The organism is Streptomyces sp. NPDC058335, assembly GCF_042723915.1.
GTDB lineage: Bacteria > Actinomycetota > Actinomycetes > Streptomycetales > Streptomycetaceae > Streptomyces.
This window is the reverse complement of sequence record NZ_JBHXHX010000002.1, coordinates 524,508-539,324: the sequence shown is the minus strand read 5'-3', so window position 1 is coordinate 539,324 and position 14,817 is coordinate 524,508. Positions and strand designations below refer to the sequence as shown.

Genomic DNA, 14,817 nt, shown 5'->3' with positions numbered 1-14,817 from the left:
TCATGGCCAACACCGAAACTGCGCTCAAAGAAGCTCTCGCCTCCATCGAGGGCGCCACCGGCGTCGCGCTCGTCGACTACACCAGCGGCATGGCGCTGGGCACGCTCGGCGGCGGCAAGACGTTCGACCTGAACGTCGCCGCCGCGGGCAACACCGACGTGGTGCGCTCCAAGATGCGCACCATGGAGCACCTCGGGCTGAAGGCCCAGATCGAGGACATCCTGATCACGCTGTCCGACCAGTACCACCTGATCCGCCTGATCAGCGGGCGCGGCGGCAACGGTCTCTTCCTCTACCTGGTCCTGGACGCCAAGCGGGCCAACCTGGCGATGGCCCGCCACCAGTTGAAGCGGATCGAGGAGGACCTGGAGGTCTGACCCACCAGGCCCCCCTGTCCCCCCTTCCCGCCAGGCCCGCCCCGCCCCCCACCGGCCGCCGGCTACACGAGTGCCGCGGTGCGGCGGCGCGCTCCACCCGGAGCCGCGTCGCCCGCCGCGATGCCCGTGCTGCGGTACGACTTGACCGCCTTGCCGGCCGGGTGGCCCCCGTTCCCGGCGAGCCAGTCGACGCGCACCCACAGCAGCGCGTCCTCGGCCCGTTCCAGCCGCCCGAGCCAGGCTGCCTTCAGCCGCAGCCCCGTACCGCACCCGGCGAGCAGCAGACCGGCCGCGGCGGGCACCGCGAACGCGCTGCCCAGCGCGGCGGCGAAGGCGAGCAGCAGCCACCAGCGATGACCGCGGCGCCAGTTGCGCACTGCCACTCCGCGGTCCTGGAGCACATCGTGCTTGCTCGCGCGGACGGCGGCACGGGCGAGCGCGGTGTACCGCTTGCGCCGCACGAGTGCCACCACGGCCGCCGCCACGATGAACAGCGCGGCCCCCGCCATCACCCCGATCCGCCGTCCCGTGATCCCGGACGGCAGTACGCCGACACCGGCCGCGACCACTCCGCACCACCACAACGGCGCGGCCCCGGCCCGTACGACGACGGCCACCCGAGCCAGTCCCTGACCTCCGCGTGCCACGTTCCGCCTCCTCGTCGCCTGGATGACTCGCATCCTTTTCCGATCGAGCAGATTAGCGAGCGAACGTGAAACGACAATGAGAACGGCACGAGAAGCCCTGAAAACGTGCGCTCACTCCACGAACAGCCCCCGCACCGCCGCCTTCGCGTCGAACTCCTCCAGCCGGGCCTGCGCGTCGGGCAGGTCGTCGCACATGGCCTCCAGCAACACCCGGCCGAGCAGCATCGGCGCGCACGCGGTGTCGAAGGCGAGGCCGGTGCCGACGGCGGCCGGCAGCAGCAGGTCGGAGACCTTGGCGACCGGCGCGAACGCGGAGTCGGCGACCGTGACGACGGTCAGCCCGGCCTCCTTGGCGTAGGCGAGGGTGTCGACGACCTCACGCGGATGGCGGGGCAGCGCGAAGCACAGCAGCGTGGAGGCGCCCGCGCGTACGGCCGCGTCGATCCGGTCGTGGATCATCGTGCCGCCCTCGTGCAGCAGCCGGACGTCCGGGTGGACCTTGGCGGCGAAGTAGGCGAAGCCGTACGCCTGGGAGGCGGCGGCCCGCAGCCCCAGCACCGGCAGCGGCCGGGAGGCCGCGAGCAGCCGTCCCGCCCTCCGCACCGGCCGCGGGTCGGCCAGCACCTCGGCGAGGTGCCGGAGGTTCTCGATCTCGGCCTCGACGGCCTGCTGGTACTCGTTGTACGACGCCGAGTCCGCGCTCTGTTCGGCGGGCGCGACCTCGCGCAGGTGCCGGCGCAGGGCCGGGTAGCCGTCGAAGCCGAGGGCGACCGCGAAACGGGTGACGGAGGGCTGGCTGACCCCGGCCAGTTCGGCCAGCTCGACGCTGGACAGGAACGGCACGTCGGCGGCGCGGCGCACCATGCTGTGCGCGATGCGCCGCTGGGTGGGCGTCAGCCGATGGCCCTCGAAGAGTGCCTGGAGCCGGTTGGCGGGACTGTCGGCAGGCCCTCCGGTTCCGGGCCCCGCGCCCGCCTCCACACCCTCGCCCGCGCCCGCGTCCCTGTCCGCGCTCATGCCTCGCTCCCCCTCCAGATGTCCGTGAACCGGTCCAGCAGCCGGGCCGCCGCCGTCACGTCGTCCGTGAGCGGCCGGTCGGCCCGGTCCTCGTCGGGCAGCGACTCGGCCGGCTGCGGCTCCCGGCCCACCGCGAGCCCCACCCCGAGCCCCGGCTCGGGCCTGAGGTCGCGCTGGTGCAGCGCCCGTACGGCGGCGACGAGTTCGCAGCCGACGACGAGACGGTACGCGCCGCAGACCCGCGCTGTCTGCCGGGCAGTCATTCACATACCAAGAACTCTGCATGAGGATATGCAGCCGGGCAAGCGGCCGACCCCCGTATCAACAGGGGGGCTAACCCCAGTGCCCGCACCCTGTCCGCTGCCTACCGTGGACTCCATGACGGGACGGGAGACCACCATGGACGCGCGGGACACCGAGCTGAAGAAGGAACTCGACGCCACTCTGCAGGCCCGCAGGGAACTGGGCGAGGAGTACGAGTCCGCGCTGGTGGACTCGTTCCTGGAGAAGGTCGACCAGCGCATCGACGGCGCGGTCGAGCGCCGGGTGCGCCGGCAGTACGCCGAGCAGCAGATGGTGTCGGCCCGCGGGGGCCGCTCGTCCGGGGCCACCGACTCCTGGGGCGAGCGCTTCGGCTTCGGGATCGTCTCGCTGGTGCTGGCGGTCCCGCTGTCCGCGATCGGCGCGGGCGTGGCGCACCTGCCGGGCCTCATCGTGACCTGGGTGGGCATCGTCGGCATCAACGTCGTGCAGGCGGCCCGGCTCAACCCGGGCCTGTTCGGCCGGCGGCGCGGGTCCTCCCAGAACGGTGACTGGGAGGACTGACCACCGGCCGGCCCGGCTCAGGCCTGACGGGTCGGCAGCACCATGATCTGGCGCAGGTTGACGTGCCGGGGCCGGCTGGTGGCGTAGGCGACGACATCGGCCAGCTCCCGCGCGGACAGGCCGCCGATGGACTCGAACATGTCCTTCACCATGCCGGCCAGGCCGGCGTCGACGTGCGTGAGCAGTTCGGTCTCGGTGAGCCCCGGCTCGATGTTGGTGACCCGGACGTCCCGCGGCCCCAACTCGGTGCGCAGGGCCTGCGAGAGGTAGGTGACGGCGGCCTTGGTGGCGCCGTACACGGCGTAGTCGGGGAACACCAGGTGCGCGGCGACGGACGACACGTTGACCAGGTCGGCGGTGCCGCCGTCGGCGGCGGTGTCGACCAGGTCGGCGGTGAAGGCGCGGATCACCCGCAGGACGCCGGTGACGTTGGTGTCCAGCATCCGCTGCCACTCGTCGGCCCGGCCGTCGGCGATGGGATGGGCCAGCATGACGCCGGCGTTGTTGACGACCAGGTCGACCCGGCCGTAGGCATCCCGGATGCGGGCGGCGGCCGCGTCCACCGACGCCTGGTCGGTGACGTCGGCGACCACGGCGAGGGCCTCGCCCCCGTCGGCGCGGATCTTCCTGGCGAGCGCGTCCAGCCGCTCCCCGCGCCGGGCGACCAGCGCGACGCGGGCTCCGTGCGCGGCGAGCAGGACGGCGGCGGCCTCGCCGATGCCACTGGCGGCACCGGTGACGACGGCGGTACGGCCGGCCAGGTTCTCGTACGACATGAGGTGCTCCTCGGCAGCTCGGCCGGGGCGTCTCCCCGGCGGCAGGCACCACACTGGCCGCCCGCGCCGCGGCTACCCAGGGATGCGCTTTTCCTGGGTCTGGCAGAACCAGGCTGGGATCGGCCCGCTCGCCTAGGATCGAACGCATGGACGGGGATCTCGGAGATTTTCTGCGCTCGCGCCGTGCCCGCATCCGGCCCGAGGAGGTCGGCCTGCCCTCGCACGGACGGCGCCGCGTCCCTGGCCTGCGCCGCGAGGAGGTGGCGCAGCTCGCCGGAGTGAGCGTCGACTACTACATCCGCGTCGAACAGGGCCGGGGTCCGAGCGTCAGCGACGCCGTCCTGGACGCCATCGCGCGCGTGCTGCGCCTGGACGAGACCGAGCACGCACATCTGCGCGCGGTGGCCCGACCCCGCAGGCAGCGTGGCCGCGCGGCCACGCCCGCGCCCCGGGTCCGCCCCGGTGTCCAGGCCCTGCTCGACGGCATGGACCGCACCCCGGCGTTCGTCATGAACCACCGGATGGACATCCTGGCGTGGAACGCGCTCGCCGACGCGGTGTTCCACTACGAGCGGACGTCCCCCGAGGAGCGCAACATCCCCCGGCACGTCTTCCTCGACCCTGCCGCGAGCGGCTTCTATCCCGAGTGGCACGCGGTCGCCGCGCAGTGCGTCGCCCACCTGCGGGTGCTGGCCGGCCGGCACGCCGACGACCGCGGACTCACCTCGCTGGTCGGCGAACTCTCCCTCAGGAGCGAGGACTTCCGCCGCCTGTGGGCGGACCACCCGGTCGCGGAGTGCGCGTACGGCGTGAAGCGGATCCAGCACCCCGTCGCCGGCCTGCTCACCTTCCCGTACGAGACGCTGGCGGTCAGCGCCGACCCGGAGCAGACGCTGCTCGTCTACACCCCGGAGCCGGGCTCGGAGACGGCGGAGCGGCTGGCGCTGCTGGGGAGTTGGGCGTCGGCGGCCGTGGCCGCGGAACGCGCCTGAGGTGACCGAAGGCCGGGAGCCCGGCAAAGGATATGTCGCGGGGACCGCCGCACCCCCGTTACCGGGGGGCGGGACGACGGCGGTCCCCGCGAGGGACGCGAGCCGGGTCGGGCCAGGCTTCCGCGTCCATGGCGTCGGTGGAGGTCCGGGAGCCGCTCCGGAGGTCCGTGACGCCGTTTTGGTGCCGGTGGGGCGGGGAGCCGCTCCCGCCCTGCCGACATCCGTAAATATGCCGGACGCGTGTTAAGCGTGTGCTGCGCGGACGTGACGCGCTCGTACCACTTCCGCGAAGTCCACACTTTCGGTAGGCAAACGGAACTTCGCCGCCGGTGAGGGCGGTTCACCGCAGGTTTCCCCGGTGTTCCGCCCCCGGACGCCGGAAGCTACTTCGCGCCGCCCTTGGCCAGGAAGGCCAGCAGGTCCTGCCGGCTGACGACACCGGTCGGCTTGCCCTCGACGAGCACGATCGCCGCGTCGGCCGTGCCCAGCACGGACATCAGGTCGCCGACGGGCTCGCCGGAACCGACCTGCGGCAGCGGGGCGGACATGTGCTTCTCGAGCGGGTCCTCCAGCGAGGCCCGCTTGCTGAACAGGGCGTCGAGCAGCTCGCGCTCGACGACGGAGCCGACGACCTCGGCGGCCATCACGTCCGGGTGACCGGCGCCGGGCTTGACGACGGGCATCTGCGAGACGCCGTACTCGCGCAGGACCTCGATGGCCTGGCCGACGGTCTCCTCGGGGTGCATGTGGACGAGGGACGGCATGGCGCCGTGCTGCTTGTCGCTGAGGACGTCGGCGACGCGGGCGCTGGGGCCCTCGTCCTCCAGGAAGCCGTAGTCGGCCATCCACTCGTCGTTGAAAATTTTACTGAGGTACCCGCGGCCGCTGTCGGGCAGCAGCACGACGACGACGTCGTCCGGACCGAGCCGCTCGGCGACCCGCAGCGCGGCGACGACGGCCATGCCGCAGGAGCCACCCACGAGCAGCCCCTCTTCCTTCGCCAGCCGACGGGTCATCTGGAAGGAGTCCTTGTCGGACACGGCGACGATCTCGTCGGCGACGGTCCGGTCGTAGGCGCTCGGCCAGAAGTCCTCACCGACACCCTCGACGAGGTACGGCCGCCCGGAGCCGCCCGAGTACACGGACCCCTCGGGGTCGGCGCCGACGACCCGCACACGGCCCTCGCTGGCGTCCTTCAGGTAGCGGCCGGTCCCGGAGATGGTGCCGCCCGTGCCCACACCCGTGACGAAGTGGGTGATCCGCCCCTCCGTCTGCTCCCACAGCTCGGGGCCGGTGGAGTGATAGTGCGAGAGCGGGTTGTGAGGGTTGGAGTACTGGTCGGGCTTCCACGCGCCGGGCGTCTCACGGACCAGCCGGTCGGAGACGTTGTAGTAGGAGTCCGGGTGCTCGGGGTCCACGGCGGTCGGGCAGACGACGACCTCGGCGCCGTACGCCCGCAGCACGTTGATCTTGTCGGTGCTCACCTTGTCGGGGCACACGAAGATGCACTTGTACCCCTTCTGCTGCGCCACGATGGCCAGCCCGACACCGGTGTTTCCGCTGGTCGGCTCGACGATCGTGCCGCCGGGCCGGAGCGCGCCGCTCTCCTCCGCCGCCTCGATCATGCGCAGGGCGATGCGGTCCTTCACGGAACCGCCCGGGTTGAAGTACTCCACCTTGGCCAGGACGGTCGCCTGGATGCCCTTGGTCACGCTGTTGAGCTTCACCAGCGGGGTGTTGCCGACGAGGCTGATCATCGAGTCGTGGAATTGCACCGTTGTCTCCGGTTGCTTGCAAAAACAGTGGTCGTAGTGGTCACGCCAGCCTACGACCCCGGCCGGGACGTTCACCGCCCGTTGAGATTGGCCGACCGTCCGTACGGGGCAAGGAGTGGTTGTACGGACACGAGGAGGTGGCGGCGAGGCATGACGAGCATGTCCAGGGCACGAGTGGCCCGGCGCATCGCGGCCGGGGCGGCCTACGGCGGCGGCGGCATCGGTCTGGCCGGTGCGGCGGCCGTCGGGCTGGTACTGACGGAGATGCGGCTGGCCCGGCGCCAGGTCGGCAACGGCACACACCCGCACGTCCCCCAGGCCGACGGCCTCTACGGCCGCGTCTACGACACCCCCGGTCCCGGAGCGGAGCCCCTGTACCTGACGCTGCTGGGCGACTCCACGGCGGCGGGCCAGGGCGTGCACCGGGCCGGGCAGACCCCCGGCGCGCTGCTGGCCTCGGGACTCGCGGCGGTCGCCGAGCGGCCGGTGGAGCTGCGGAACGTGGCACTGCCCGGCGCCCGCTCCGACGACCTCGACCGGCAGGTCGCGCTCGTCGTGGGCGGCACCGCCCCGGTACCCGACGTCTGCGTGATCATGATCGGCGCGAACGACGTCACCCACCGCATGCCCCCGACGCGCTCGGTACGTCACCTTTCGGCGGCGGTACGGCGACTGCGTACGGCCGGCGCGGAAGTGGTCGTCGGCACCTGTCCCGACCTCGGCACGATCGAGCCCGTCGGACAGCCCCTGCGGTGGCTCGCCAGACGGGCCTCCCGCCAGCTGGCGGCCGCCCAGACGATCGGCGTCGTCGAGCAGGGCGGCCGCACGGTGTCGCTGGGCGACCTGCTGGGCCCCGAGTTCGAGGCGAACCCGCGCGAGCTGTTCGGCCCCGACCACTACCACCCCTCGGCGGAGGGCTACGCCACGGCGGCGATGGCGGTCCTGCCGACGGTGTGCGCGGCGCTGGGCCTGTGGCCGGCGGAGGAGGAACGCCCGGACGTCTCCCGCCGCGAGGGCTTCCTCCCGGTGGCCCGAGCTGCGGCGGAGGCGGCGTCGGAGGCAGGCACGGAGGTCACGGCGGCGATGCCGACGGGCCCGAGGGGTCCCTGGGCCCTCCTCAAGCGGCGCCGCCGCCGCCGCGTCCCGGAGCCGGAACGGGTCCCGCAGTGACCGTCCCCGGGGACTCCGCCCCGAGGCTCCCCGGCCTGTGCCCACACCCGGCCCGTCCGGGGGTATCGCTGGGGGAGTTCGAGGACGCGGGGGGCCGGGGGCGGCAGCCCCCGGGTCGGGACGCGAGGGTGCGGCCGGCGCCGAAAAAAGCAAGCGCTTAGAAAACTGCGGCCAGGGTCACACCACCACACCCGTGACCTGGCCCATACGTACGGGTAACTTCCAGACGAGTCCCGCCAGGAACACCACCCGGAAAACCCACCCCGTACGCCAATGGAGCCGTGATGCCCGAAGCCGTCATCGTGTCGACCGCCCGCTCCCCCATCGGCCGCGCTTTCAAGGGCTCCCTCAAGGACCTGCGCCCGGACGACCTCACCGCCACCATCATCCAGGCCGCCCTCGCGAAGATCCCCGAGCTGGACCCGAGGGACATCGACGACCTGATGCTCGGCTGCGGCCTCCCCGGCGGCGAGCAGGGCAACAACCTCGGCCGCATCGTCGCCGTACAGATGGGCATGGACCACCTGCCCGGCTGCACGGTCACCCGTTACTGTTCCTCGTCCGTCCAGACGAGCCGCATGGCCCTGCACGCCATCAAGGCCGGCGAGGGCGACGTCTTCATCTCGGCCGGCGTCGAGACCGTGTCCCGGTTCGTGAAGGGCAACTCCGACAGCCTGCCCGACACGCACAACCCGTTCTTCGCCGAGGCGGAGGCCCGCACCGCGGCCGTCGCCGAGCAGGAGGGCACCACCTGGCACGACCCGCGCGAGGACGGCGTCGTCCCGGACGCCTACATCTCGATGGGCCAGACCGCCGAGAACCTGGCCCGTCTGAAGGGCGTCACCCGCCAGGAGATGGACGAGTTCGGCGTCCGCTCGCAGAACCTCGCCGAGGAAGCCATCAAGAACGGTTTCTGGGAGCGCGAGATCACCCCGGTCACCACCCCCGACGGCACGGTGGTCAGCAAGGACGACGGCCCGCGCGCCGGCGTCACGATGGAGGGCGTGGCGGGCCTGAAGCCGGTCTTCCGCCCCGACGGCATGGTCACCGCCGCCAACTGCTGCCCCCTGAACGACGGCGCCGCCGCGCTCGTCATCATGAGCGACACGAAGGCCCGCGAGCTGGGTCTCACCCCGCTCGCCCGCATCGTGTCGACCGGTGTCTCCGGCCTCTCCCCCGAGATCATGGGCCTCGGCCCGGTCGACGCGAGCAACCAGGCCCTGCGCCGGGCCGGACTGACCATCGACGACATCGACCTGGTCGAGATCAACGAGGCGTTCGCCGCCCAGGTGATCCCCTCCTACCGCGACCTCGGCATCCCGCTGGACAAGCTGAACGTGAACGGCGGCGCGATCGCCGTGGGACACCCCTTCGGCATGACCGGCGCCCGCATCACCGGCACGCTCATCAACTCCCTCCAGTTCCACGACAAGCAGTTCGGCCTGGAGACGATGTGCGTCGGCGGCGGCCAGGGCATGGCGATGGTCATCGAGCGCCTCAGCTGAGTCGTACGCATCGCAGGAGCCCTACGGTGGCCCGTCGGTGACCTCTCGGTAGCCGTCGCTGCACCCATCGTGAGCTGATGGCCCGGAGTCTGGGAAGCCCCTGGATTCCGGGCCGTTTTGTGATCCAATCTCCCCCAGGATGTGACCTATCTCCCTCCCCGGAGGGATTTACGCAGCTCAGCGCCGTTTCACCACCTGAGGCCGGGCCAAATCTCCTGCCCGTTTCGTGACGTTACGCACTGACAGCTGGATAGTCCGCCCTTCAAGCTGATGTAGGAAGTCGGGGGTCGACTTTGAACCGGGAGTACGTCAGTGAGCGCCATGCCGATCGCCTTGCTGGTCACCACGGCCGCCACGGGCGCCGTGGGCGTCGCCGTCCTGCGCACCCTGTTGCAGCTGCGCCGTCAGGTCGCGGCCCTGCACACGCAGCTCGCGGAGACCGCCGAGAGTGCCGCCACCGGGCCGCGCGGCTTCGTTCCGGCCGCACGCACGACGGCCGACACGGATGAGATACGCGCGGCGGTGGCCGAGGCCCTCGCCGAGGAGCGGGAGCGGGAGCTGGCCGAGGCGCGCGCCTTCTGGGCCGCCCAGGAGGCCCGTGACGCCTCCGACGCGCCCTCGCTGCTGGGTCTGCCGGACAGCGAGCTGTTCCTGCCCAGGCAGGCCGATTTCGTGGGTCTGGAGCCGCTGGAGCCGGTGACCGAGCCGCCCGCGGACTCCGACGAGTTCGCCGGGGAGTCCCCCGAACTGGCCGCGGCCCGCCGCCGACACCCTTCCCATCCGGACTTCGTGCCGGTCCAGTCACCTGTCGTGAACGACCACGAGCGCACGGTGACCGCACTGGAGGAACTCGCCGCCGACCGCGTCGAACTGACCGATGTGCGGCCCGGCCCGCTCGGCACCCTCGACGTCTACGTCTTCGCCGACGGCACCACCCTGTGCATGACCCCGGGCCACCGGGAGACCGCGGACCGCCTCGCGCGAGCCCTCGCGGCCGGCGAGATGCCGTATCTGCTGGGCGGCTCGGGCATCTCGGGCGCGTACGCCCTGACCTTCGCCTGCGGCGAGGAGAGCGTCTACATCCTGGCGGACCGGGTCATAGCCAGCCTCTGAGGCGCCCTCGACGGGCGGGACCCGACCCCCGTCCCCCCGTCAGACCCCCGCCCGCTTCCGCGCCTCCTCGACCAACCGCACGGCCTCGTCGATCTGGCCCTCGTCCGTGAGGACGAGGGCCAAGTCGTGCACGGCCACGGTGATCTGGTCGGCGGCGGCGAACATCCCCGCGTCGGGCATCTCCCGGGGCTCCGCTCCGGGCGCCTCCGCGAGCTGGGCACGCCGGGCGAACTCCCTGGCCAGTCCCAGTGCCTCCGCCGCGGCGCCCCGCTGGAGCCGACTCTGCGGAGCCGCCCGCAACCGGTCGGCGAAGTGATCCACGGCCTGCGTCAGACGCTTCGTATCCAGCACGCCGCGAGCGTACGCGCCGTACCGGGACTGTTGCCAACGGGCGAACGCTCAGGCACGGTGACCTGAAGGACCGGCTTACATCCCCTTTGCGTCCGGAGGCGCCGATGTCCCACGTCCTCTCCGAGGAGACCCACCGCAACATGCTCGCCCGCATCCCCCACTGCACCGGTCGTGAAGTCGCCGACTGGCTCCGCACCGTAGAAGAAGGCCCCTCCCTCTTCCGCTTCGAGGAGAAGGTGAGCTGGCTCCGCCACGAGCACGACCTCGCGTACGGCCACGCCAAGGCGATCGTCCACGAGTACGACCTGAGGAGGGCCGCGCGCAAACTCCTGTAGCGCGCCCGCACGACACACCACACCGGACCCGCACACGACGAAGGGCCCCGGGGTGACCCGGGGCCCTTCGTGGCGTCGGCGCGATGGTGCCGAGGCGGCTCGCGCTAGTCGCTGCTGTTGAGGATGGACAGGAGTCGCAGGAACTCCATGTAGATCCACACCAGGGTCAGCGTGAGGCCGAAGGCGGCGAGCCAGGCCTCCTCGCGCGGGGCGCCGTAGGCGATGCCGTCCTCGACCTGCTTGAAGTCCAGGGCGAGGAAGCAGGCACCGAGGATGATGCCGATGACTCCGAACATGATGCCGAGGCCGCCACTGCGGAAGCCGAGGCCGTCACCGCCGCCGAAGACGCTGAACAGCAGGTTCACCGCCATCAGCAGCACGAAGCCGAGCGCGGCCGCCATCACGAAGCCGTAGAAGCGGCGGTTGACGCGGATCCAGCCCGCCTTGTACGCCACGAGCACACCGGCGAAGACCGCCATCGTGCCGAGCACGGCCTGGGCGACGACCCCGTCCGCGATGTACGTGGACACCGCGCTGGAGATCACGCCGAGGAAGACGCCCTCGAGGGCGGCGTACGACAGGATCAGCGCCGGCGACGGCCTGCGCTTGAAGGACTGGACGAGCGCCAGCACCATCGCGACCAGTCCGGCGCCGATGGCGATGCCGTAGGACTTGTTGAGGTTCGCCTCGTCGACGGGCAGCAGCAGCCAGGACAGCACCGCGGTGACGACCACGGTGCCGAGCGTCGTCGCGGTGCGCGCGACGACGTCGTCCATGGTCATGACGCCGCCGGTGGTGACCGGGGCCTGCGGTGCGCCGTGCCGGACGTCCTGCTGGGCGTACGGGTTCTGCGCGTAGGGGTTGCCGGTCGGCTGAGCGGACGTGCCGCCCTGCGCGTACGGGTTGCCCTGCTGCGTGCCGACGGCGGGACCCCCGGCCTGCGGCGCGGCGTTGAAGCCCGCGTAGCCGTTGTCGCGGCTGAACCCCCGTCGCGAGAAGACCGGGTTTCTGCTCCTCATTTCACTCCTCCATGGCCACACATGGCCACACAGCGCGGCCTTGGCTCAAGAGTAATAGGTAGGCAAAGGAATGACCCTAGTGCTTGGGGAGGATCTTTCCCTTGCCGTGGTACGCAACACGCTACGTCGATGTCTGATTCCCCGCGGTGGGGGGCCTCATTCATGACCAACCCGGTACGCGTCCGGGACCGACCGGTGATCCCCCGCTGACGCCGCCCCTACATCCCCCGAACCATCACTCGGGGCATCACTCGAACGGAAACCCCGTGTAACCCTCGGCCAGGTCGGTCTCGGCGGACCGGGAGGAGGCGATCCGGTCCAGGCGGGCCAGCTGGAGACGCTCCTCGAAGGGGGTGGCGCCGGGGGCGCGGTGCAGGAGGGTCGTCATGTCGTAGGAGAACCGCTCGGCCTGCCAGACCCGGCGCAGGCAGGTCCGCGAGTACGCCTCCAGCAGCTCCGCCGACCCCGTCTCCCGCTCGTGGACGAGGGCGCGGGCGAAGGTGACGACGTCGCCGACGGCCAGGTTCAGGCCCTTGGCGCCGGTCGGCGGCACGATGTGAGCCGCGTCGCCGGCGAGGAAGAGGCGGCCGTGCCGCATGGGCTCGTGGACGTAGGAGCGCATGGGGGTGACCGACTTCTGGGTGATCGGGCCGCGCTCCAGCGTCCAGTCGTCGTCGGTCTCGAAGCGGCGCTCCAGCTCGGCCCAGATCTCCTCGTCGCTCCAGGTCCCGGCGTCCGTGCCCTCGGGCACCTGGAGGTAGAGCCGGGACACGGAGGGGGAGCGCATGGACAGCAGGGCGAAGCCGCGGTCGTGGCGGGCGTAGACCAGCTCGTCGTGCGAGGGCGGCACGTCGGCGAGGACGCCGAGCCAGCCGAACGGGTACGTGCGCTCGAAGACACGGGTCAGTTCGGCGGGTATCGCCGTACGGGAGATCCCCCAGAAGCCGTCGCATCCGACGACGTACGCGCAGTCGAGGACGTCCTCGCGCCCGTCGTGCCGGAACCGCACGCGGGGGTGGTCGGTGTCGGCGCCCTCGACGGCGAGCGCCTCCGCCTCGAACAGCAGCGGGCCGCCCTCCTTCAGCTGGAGGGCGATGAGGTCCTTGCACACCTCGGTCTGGGCGTAGACCGTGACGGACCGGCCGCCGGTGAGGGCGGGGAAGTCGACGCGATGGCGTTTGCGGTCGTAGCGCAGCTCGATCCCGTCGTGGCGCAGCCCCTCACGGTCCAGGCGCTCCCCGGCGCCGGCCGCGCGCAGGACGTCCGCCGTGCCCTGCTCCAGGATCCCTGCGCGCTGGCGCTGCTCGACGTAGCTCCGGTCGCGGCTCTCCAGGACCACGGAGTCGATTCCGGCGTTGTGCAGCAGGCGGGCGAGGAGGAGGCCGGCGGGGCCGGCGCCGATGATGCCGACGGTGGTGCGCATCGGTCGTTCCCTTCAGACGGGCGTCATTGCCACGCGGTGTTCGTACGGTCATCTTCTGGACGTGTTCGTCCAGTGAACTTTTCTTCACTCTTGTCGGACGTGAGTCTGCGCGCGTGTCCCTCAGGTGTCAACGGGTCGGACCGGAGGCGGCGAGGCACTCGATGAAGGGCCGGCGAACGACGAGCCGTCGAAAGACGGGAGGTGCCCGGAACCGGACTTGAACCGGTACGCCCGCGAGGGGCAGCGAGGTTTAAGCTCGCCGTGTCTGCATTCCACCATCCGGGCAGGCCATGGGCTCCGCGTCGAAGTTCGAGCCTATCGGGAGGCGTCGGGCCAACAGGGGCCGGGCAACCCCATGTTGTCTTATTTTATTGAGGCCTGAGGGTTCATCAGCCCTGGAACTGGCCATCCGCACATGCCAATAGCCTCATGTGCGACGTCGACCGGTGTACACGGAATGACGGAATTTCACCGTCCGAACGAGGGTGCTCCACCGGTTCTCGACGAACGGCCCCTCAGGGGCGCGGGTCATCCCCTGGTATGACACGGCGGCCGGCGGTCACTCCGAAGTCTGCCCTCGGAACCGGAACAGCGGCTGACTACACGGCGCCGGGCGGCCGAGACGATGGTGCGGACCCCGAAACGAACAACGCCGTCGTCCCGACAGGAGCACCTCCGTGACCACCATGCCCCTCGCCGACCGGACCACCGCCGTGGCCGCACGAGCCACGGATCTCTCGAAGATCTACGGACAGGGCGAGACCCAGGTGGTCGCCCTCGACCGGGTCTCCGTCGATTTCCGGCAGGCCGAGTTCACCGCGATCATGGGCCCCTCCGGCTCCGGCAAGTCCACGCTGATGCACTGCGTGGCCGGGCTGGACACCTTCTCCTCCGGCTCCGTGCGCATCGGCGACACCGAACTGGGCTCCCTGAAGGACAAGCAGCTCACCAAGTTGCGCCGGGACAAGATCGGATTCATCTTCCAGGCGTTCAACCTGCTGCCCACACTGAACGCCCTGGAGAACATCACCCTCCCGATGGACATCGCCGGCCGCAAGCCGGACAAGGAGTGGCTGGACAACGTCATCCGGATGGTCGGGCTCGCCGACCGGCTGCGCCACCGCCCCTCGCAGCTCTCCGGCGGCCAGCAGCAGCGCGTCGCCGTGGCCCGCGCCCTGGCCTCCCGGCCGGACATCGTCTTCGGTGACGAGCCGACCGGAAACCTCGACTCCCGGTCGGGCGCCGAAGTGCTCGGCTTCCTGCGCAACTCCGTGCGCGAACTGGGGCAGACGGTCGTCATGGTGACCCACGACCCGGTGGCCGCGGCGTACGCGGACCGGGTCGTGTTCCTCGCGGACGGCCGGATCGTCGACGAGGTGTACGGCCCCACCGCCGAGTCGGTCCTCGACCGCATGAAGCAGTTCGACGCCAAGGGCCGCACCAGCTGATCCCCGGTCGGTCCGGCCTGGCCGACAGCCTGCACCGGCAGAAC

General features: G+C 71.3%; 15 protein-coding genes, 1 tRNA gene and 1 pseudogene. 8 read left to right on the top strand and 9 right to left on the bottom strand.

Annotation, left to right across the window (positions count from 1 at the left end; all coding sequences use genetic code 11):
• Positions 1-2 precede the first annotated feature (2 nt).
• On the top strand, positions 3-377 hold the full coding sequence (locus ACFWJX_RS05520; protein WP_356568617.1) for a hypothetical protein: 375 nt from the start codon (positions 3-5) through the stop codon (positions 375-377).
• Positions 378-439: 62 nt separating this feature from the next.
• Here ACFWJX_RS05520 and ACFWJX_RS05515 read toward each other — a convergent pair whose 3' ends face one another.
• From ACFWJX_RS05515 to ACFWJX_RS05505, 3 genes and pseudogenes are all read right to left on the bottom strand, one after another.
• Positions 440-1,024: a hypothetical protein gene (locus ACFWJX_RS05515; protein WP_383237157.1), complete on the bottom strand. Its 585-nt coding sequence runs from the start codon at positions 1,022-1,024 to the stop codon at positions 440-442.
• 111 nt (positions 1,025-1,135) lie between these two features.
• Positions 1,136-2,041 (bottom strand): MurR/RpiR family transcriptional regulator, encoded by a 906-nt coding sequence (locus ACFWJX_RS05510; protein WP_383237155.1) that lies wholly within the window; start codon positions 2,039-2,041, stop codon positions 1,136-1,138.
• A pseudogene (locus ACFWJX_RS05505) lies at positions 2,038-2,304 on the bottom strand (histidine ammonia-lyase); the annotation flags it as partial. The gene ACFWJX_RS05510 and the pseudogene ACFWJX_RS05505, both read right to left, overlap by 4 nt.
• A gap of 136 nt (positions 2,305-2,440) precedes the next feature.
• On the opposite strand from ACFWJX_RS05505, the gene ACFWJX_RS05500 reads away from it, so the two are divergent.
• Complete coding sequence (locus tag ACFWJX_RS05500) at positions 2,441-2,866, top strand: hypothetical protein (RefSeq protein ID WP_383237395.1); 426 nt, start codon at positions 2,441-2,443, stop codon at positions 2,864-2,866.
• A 17-nt stretch (positions 2,867-2,883) separates the two neighbouring features.
• On the opposite strand, the gene ACFWJX_RS05495 is transcribed toward ACFWJX_RS05500, so the two are convergent.
• Positions 2,884-3,642, bottom strand: a complete 759-nt coding sequence (locus ACFWJX_RS05495) for an SDR family oxidoreductase (RefSeq protein ID WP_383237152.1) — start codon at positions 3,640-3,642, stop codon at positions 2,884-2,886.
• Positions 3,643-3,788: 146 nt separating this feature from the next.
• Here ACFWJX_RS05495 and ACFWJX_RS05490 point away from each other — a divergent pair, with 146 nt between their 5' ends.
• Positions 3,789-4,634: a helix-turn-helix transcriptional regulator gene (locus ACFWJX_RS05490; RefSeq protein ID WP_383237149.1), complete on the top strand. Its 846-nt coding sequence runs from the start codon at positions 3,789-3,791 to the stop codon at positions 4,632-4,634.
• 383 nt (positions 4,635-5,017) lie between these two features.
• Here ACFWJX_RS05490 and ACFWJX_RS05485 read toward each other — a convergent pair whose 3' ends face one another.
• Entirely contained in the window at positions 5,018-6,409 is a 1,392-nt protein-coding gene (locus ACFWJX_RS05485) for a cystathionine beta-synthase (protein WP_383237147.1), read from the bottom strand.
• A gap of 150 nt (positions 6,410-6,559) precedes the next feature.
• Between ACFWJX_RS05485 and ACFWJX_RS05480 the strand changes: the two genes are divergently transcribed.
• The 3 genes from ACFWJX_RS05480 (at position 6,560) to ACFWJX_RS05470 (ending at position 10,197) form a co-directional block, all read left to right on the top strand.
• On the top strand, positions 6,560-7,579 hold the full coding sequence (locus ACFWJX_RS05480) for an SGNH/GDSL hydrolase family protein (protein ID WP_383237144.1): 1,020 nt from the start codon (positions 6,560-6,562) through the stop codon (positions 7,577-7,579).
• 284 nt (positions 7,580-7,863) lie between these two features.
• On the top strand, positions 7,864-9,084 hold the full coding sequence (locus ACFWJX_RS05475; protein WP_383237141.1) for an acetyl-CoA C-acetyltransferase: 1,221 nt from the start codon (positions 7,864-7,866) through the stop codon (positions 9,082-9,084).
• Positions 9,085-9,396: 312 nt separating this feature from the next.
• Positions 9,397-10,197: a hypothetical protein gene (locus ACFWJX_RS05470; RefSeq protein ID WP_383237138.1), complete on the top strand. Its 801-nt coding sequence runs from the start codon at positions 9,397-9,399 to the stop codon at positions 10,195-10,197.
• Between the two features lie 39 nt (positions 10,198-10,236).
• Here ACFWJX_RS05470 and ACFWJX_RS05465 read toward each other — a convergent pair whose 3' ends face one another.
• On the bottom strand, positions 10,237-10,548 hold the full coding sequence (locus ACFWJX_RS05465) for a hypothetical protein (RefSeq protein ID WP_383237135.1): 312 nt from the start codon (positions 10,546-10,548) through the stop codon (positions 10,237-10,239).
• Between the two features lie 104 nt (positions 10,549-10,652).
• Between ACFWJX_RS05465 and ACFWJX_RS05460 the strand changes: the two genes are divergently transcribed.
• Complete coding sequence (locus ACFWJX_RS05460) at positions 10,653-10,883, top strand: DUF4287 domain-containing protein (RefSeq protein ID WP_319259027.1); 231 nt, start codon at positions 10,653-10,655, stop codon at positions 10,881-10,883.
• A gap of 104 nt (positions 10,884-10,987) precedes the next feature.
• Here the strand turns inward: ACFWJX_RS05460 and ACFWJX_RS05455 are convergent, their stop codons facing one another.
• The 3 genes from ACFWJX_RS05455 to ACFWJX_RS05445 all read right to left on the bottom strand — a co-directional run bounded on the left by ACFWJX_RS05455 (position 10,988) and on the right by ACFWJX_RS05445 (position 13,610).
• A complete protein-coding gene (locus ACFWJX_RS05455) occupies positions 10,988-11,902 on the bottom strand; it encodes a Bax inhibitor-1/YccA family protein (protein WP_383237132.1) in 915 nt (304 codons plus the stop codon).
• A 247-nt stretch (positions 11,903-12,149) separates the two neighbouring features.
• On the bottom strand, positions 12,150-13,325 hold the full coding sequence (locus ACFWJX_RS05450; RefSeq protein WP_383237129.1) for a 4-hydroxybenzoate 3-monooxygenase: 1,176 nt from the start codon (positions 13,323-13,325) through the stop codon (positions 12,150-12,152).
• 202 nt (positions 13,326-13,527) lie between these two features.
• Positions 13,528-13,610, bottom strand: a tRNA-Leu gene (locus tag ACFWJX_RS05445).
• A 392-nt stretch (positions 13,611-14,002) separates the two neighbouring features.
• On the opposite strand from ACFWJX_RS05445, the gene ACFWJX_RS05440 reads away from it, so the two are divergent.
• Positions 14,003-14,773 (top strand): ABC transporter ATP-binding protein, encoded by a 771-nt coding sequence (locus ACFWJX_RS05440; RefSeq protein WP_355906450.1) that lies wholly within the window; start codon positions 14,003-14,005, stop codon positions 14,771-14,773.
• Positions 14,774-14,817: the final 44 nt, after the last annotated feature.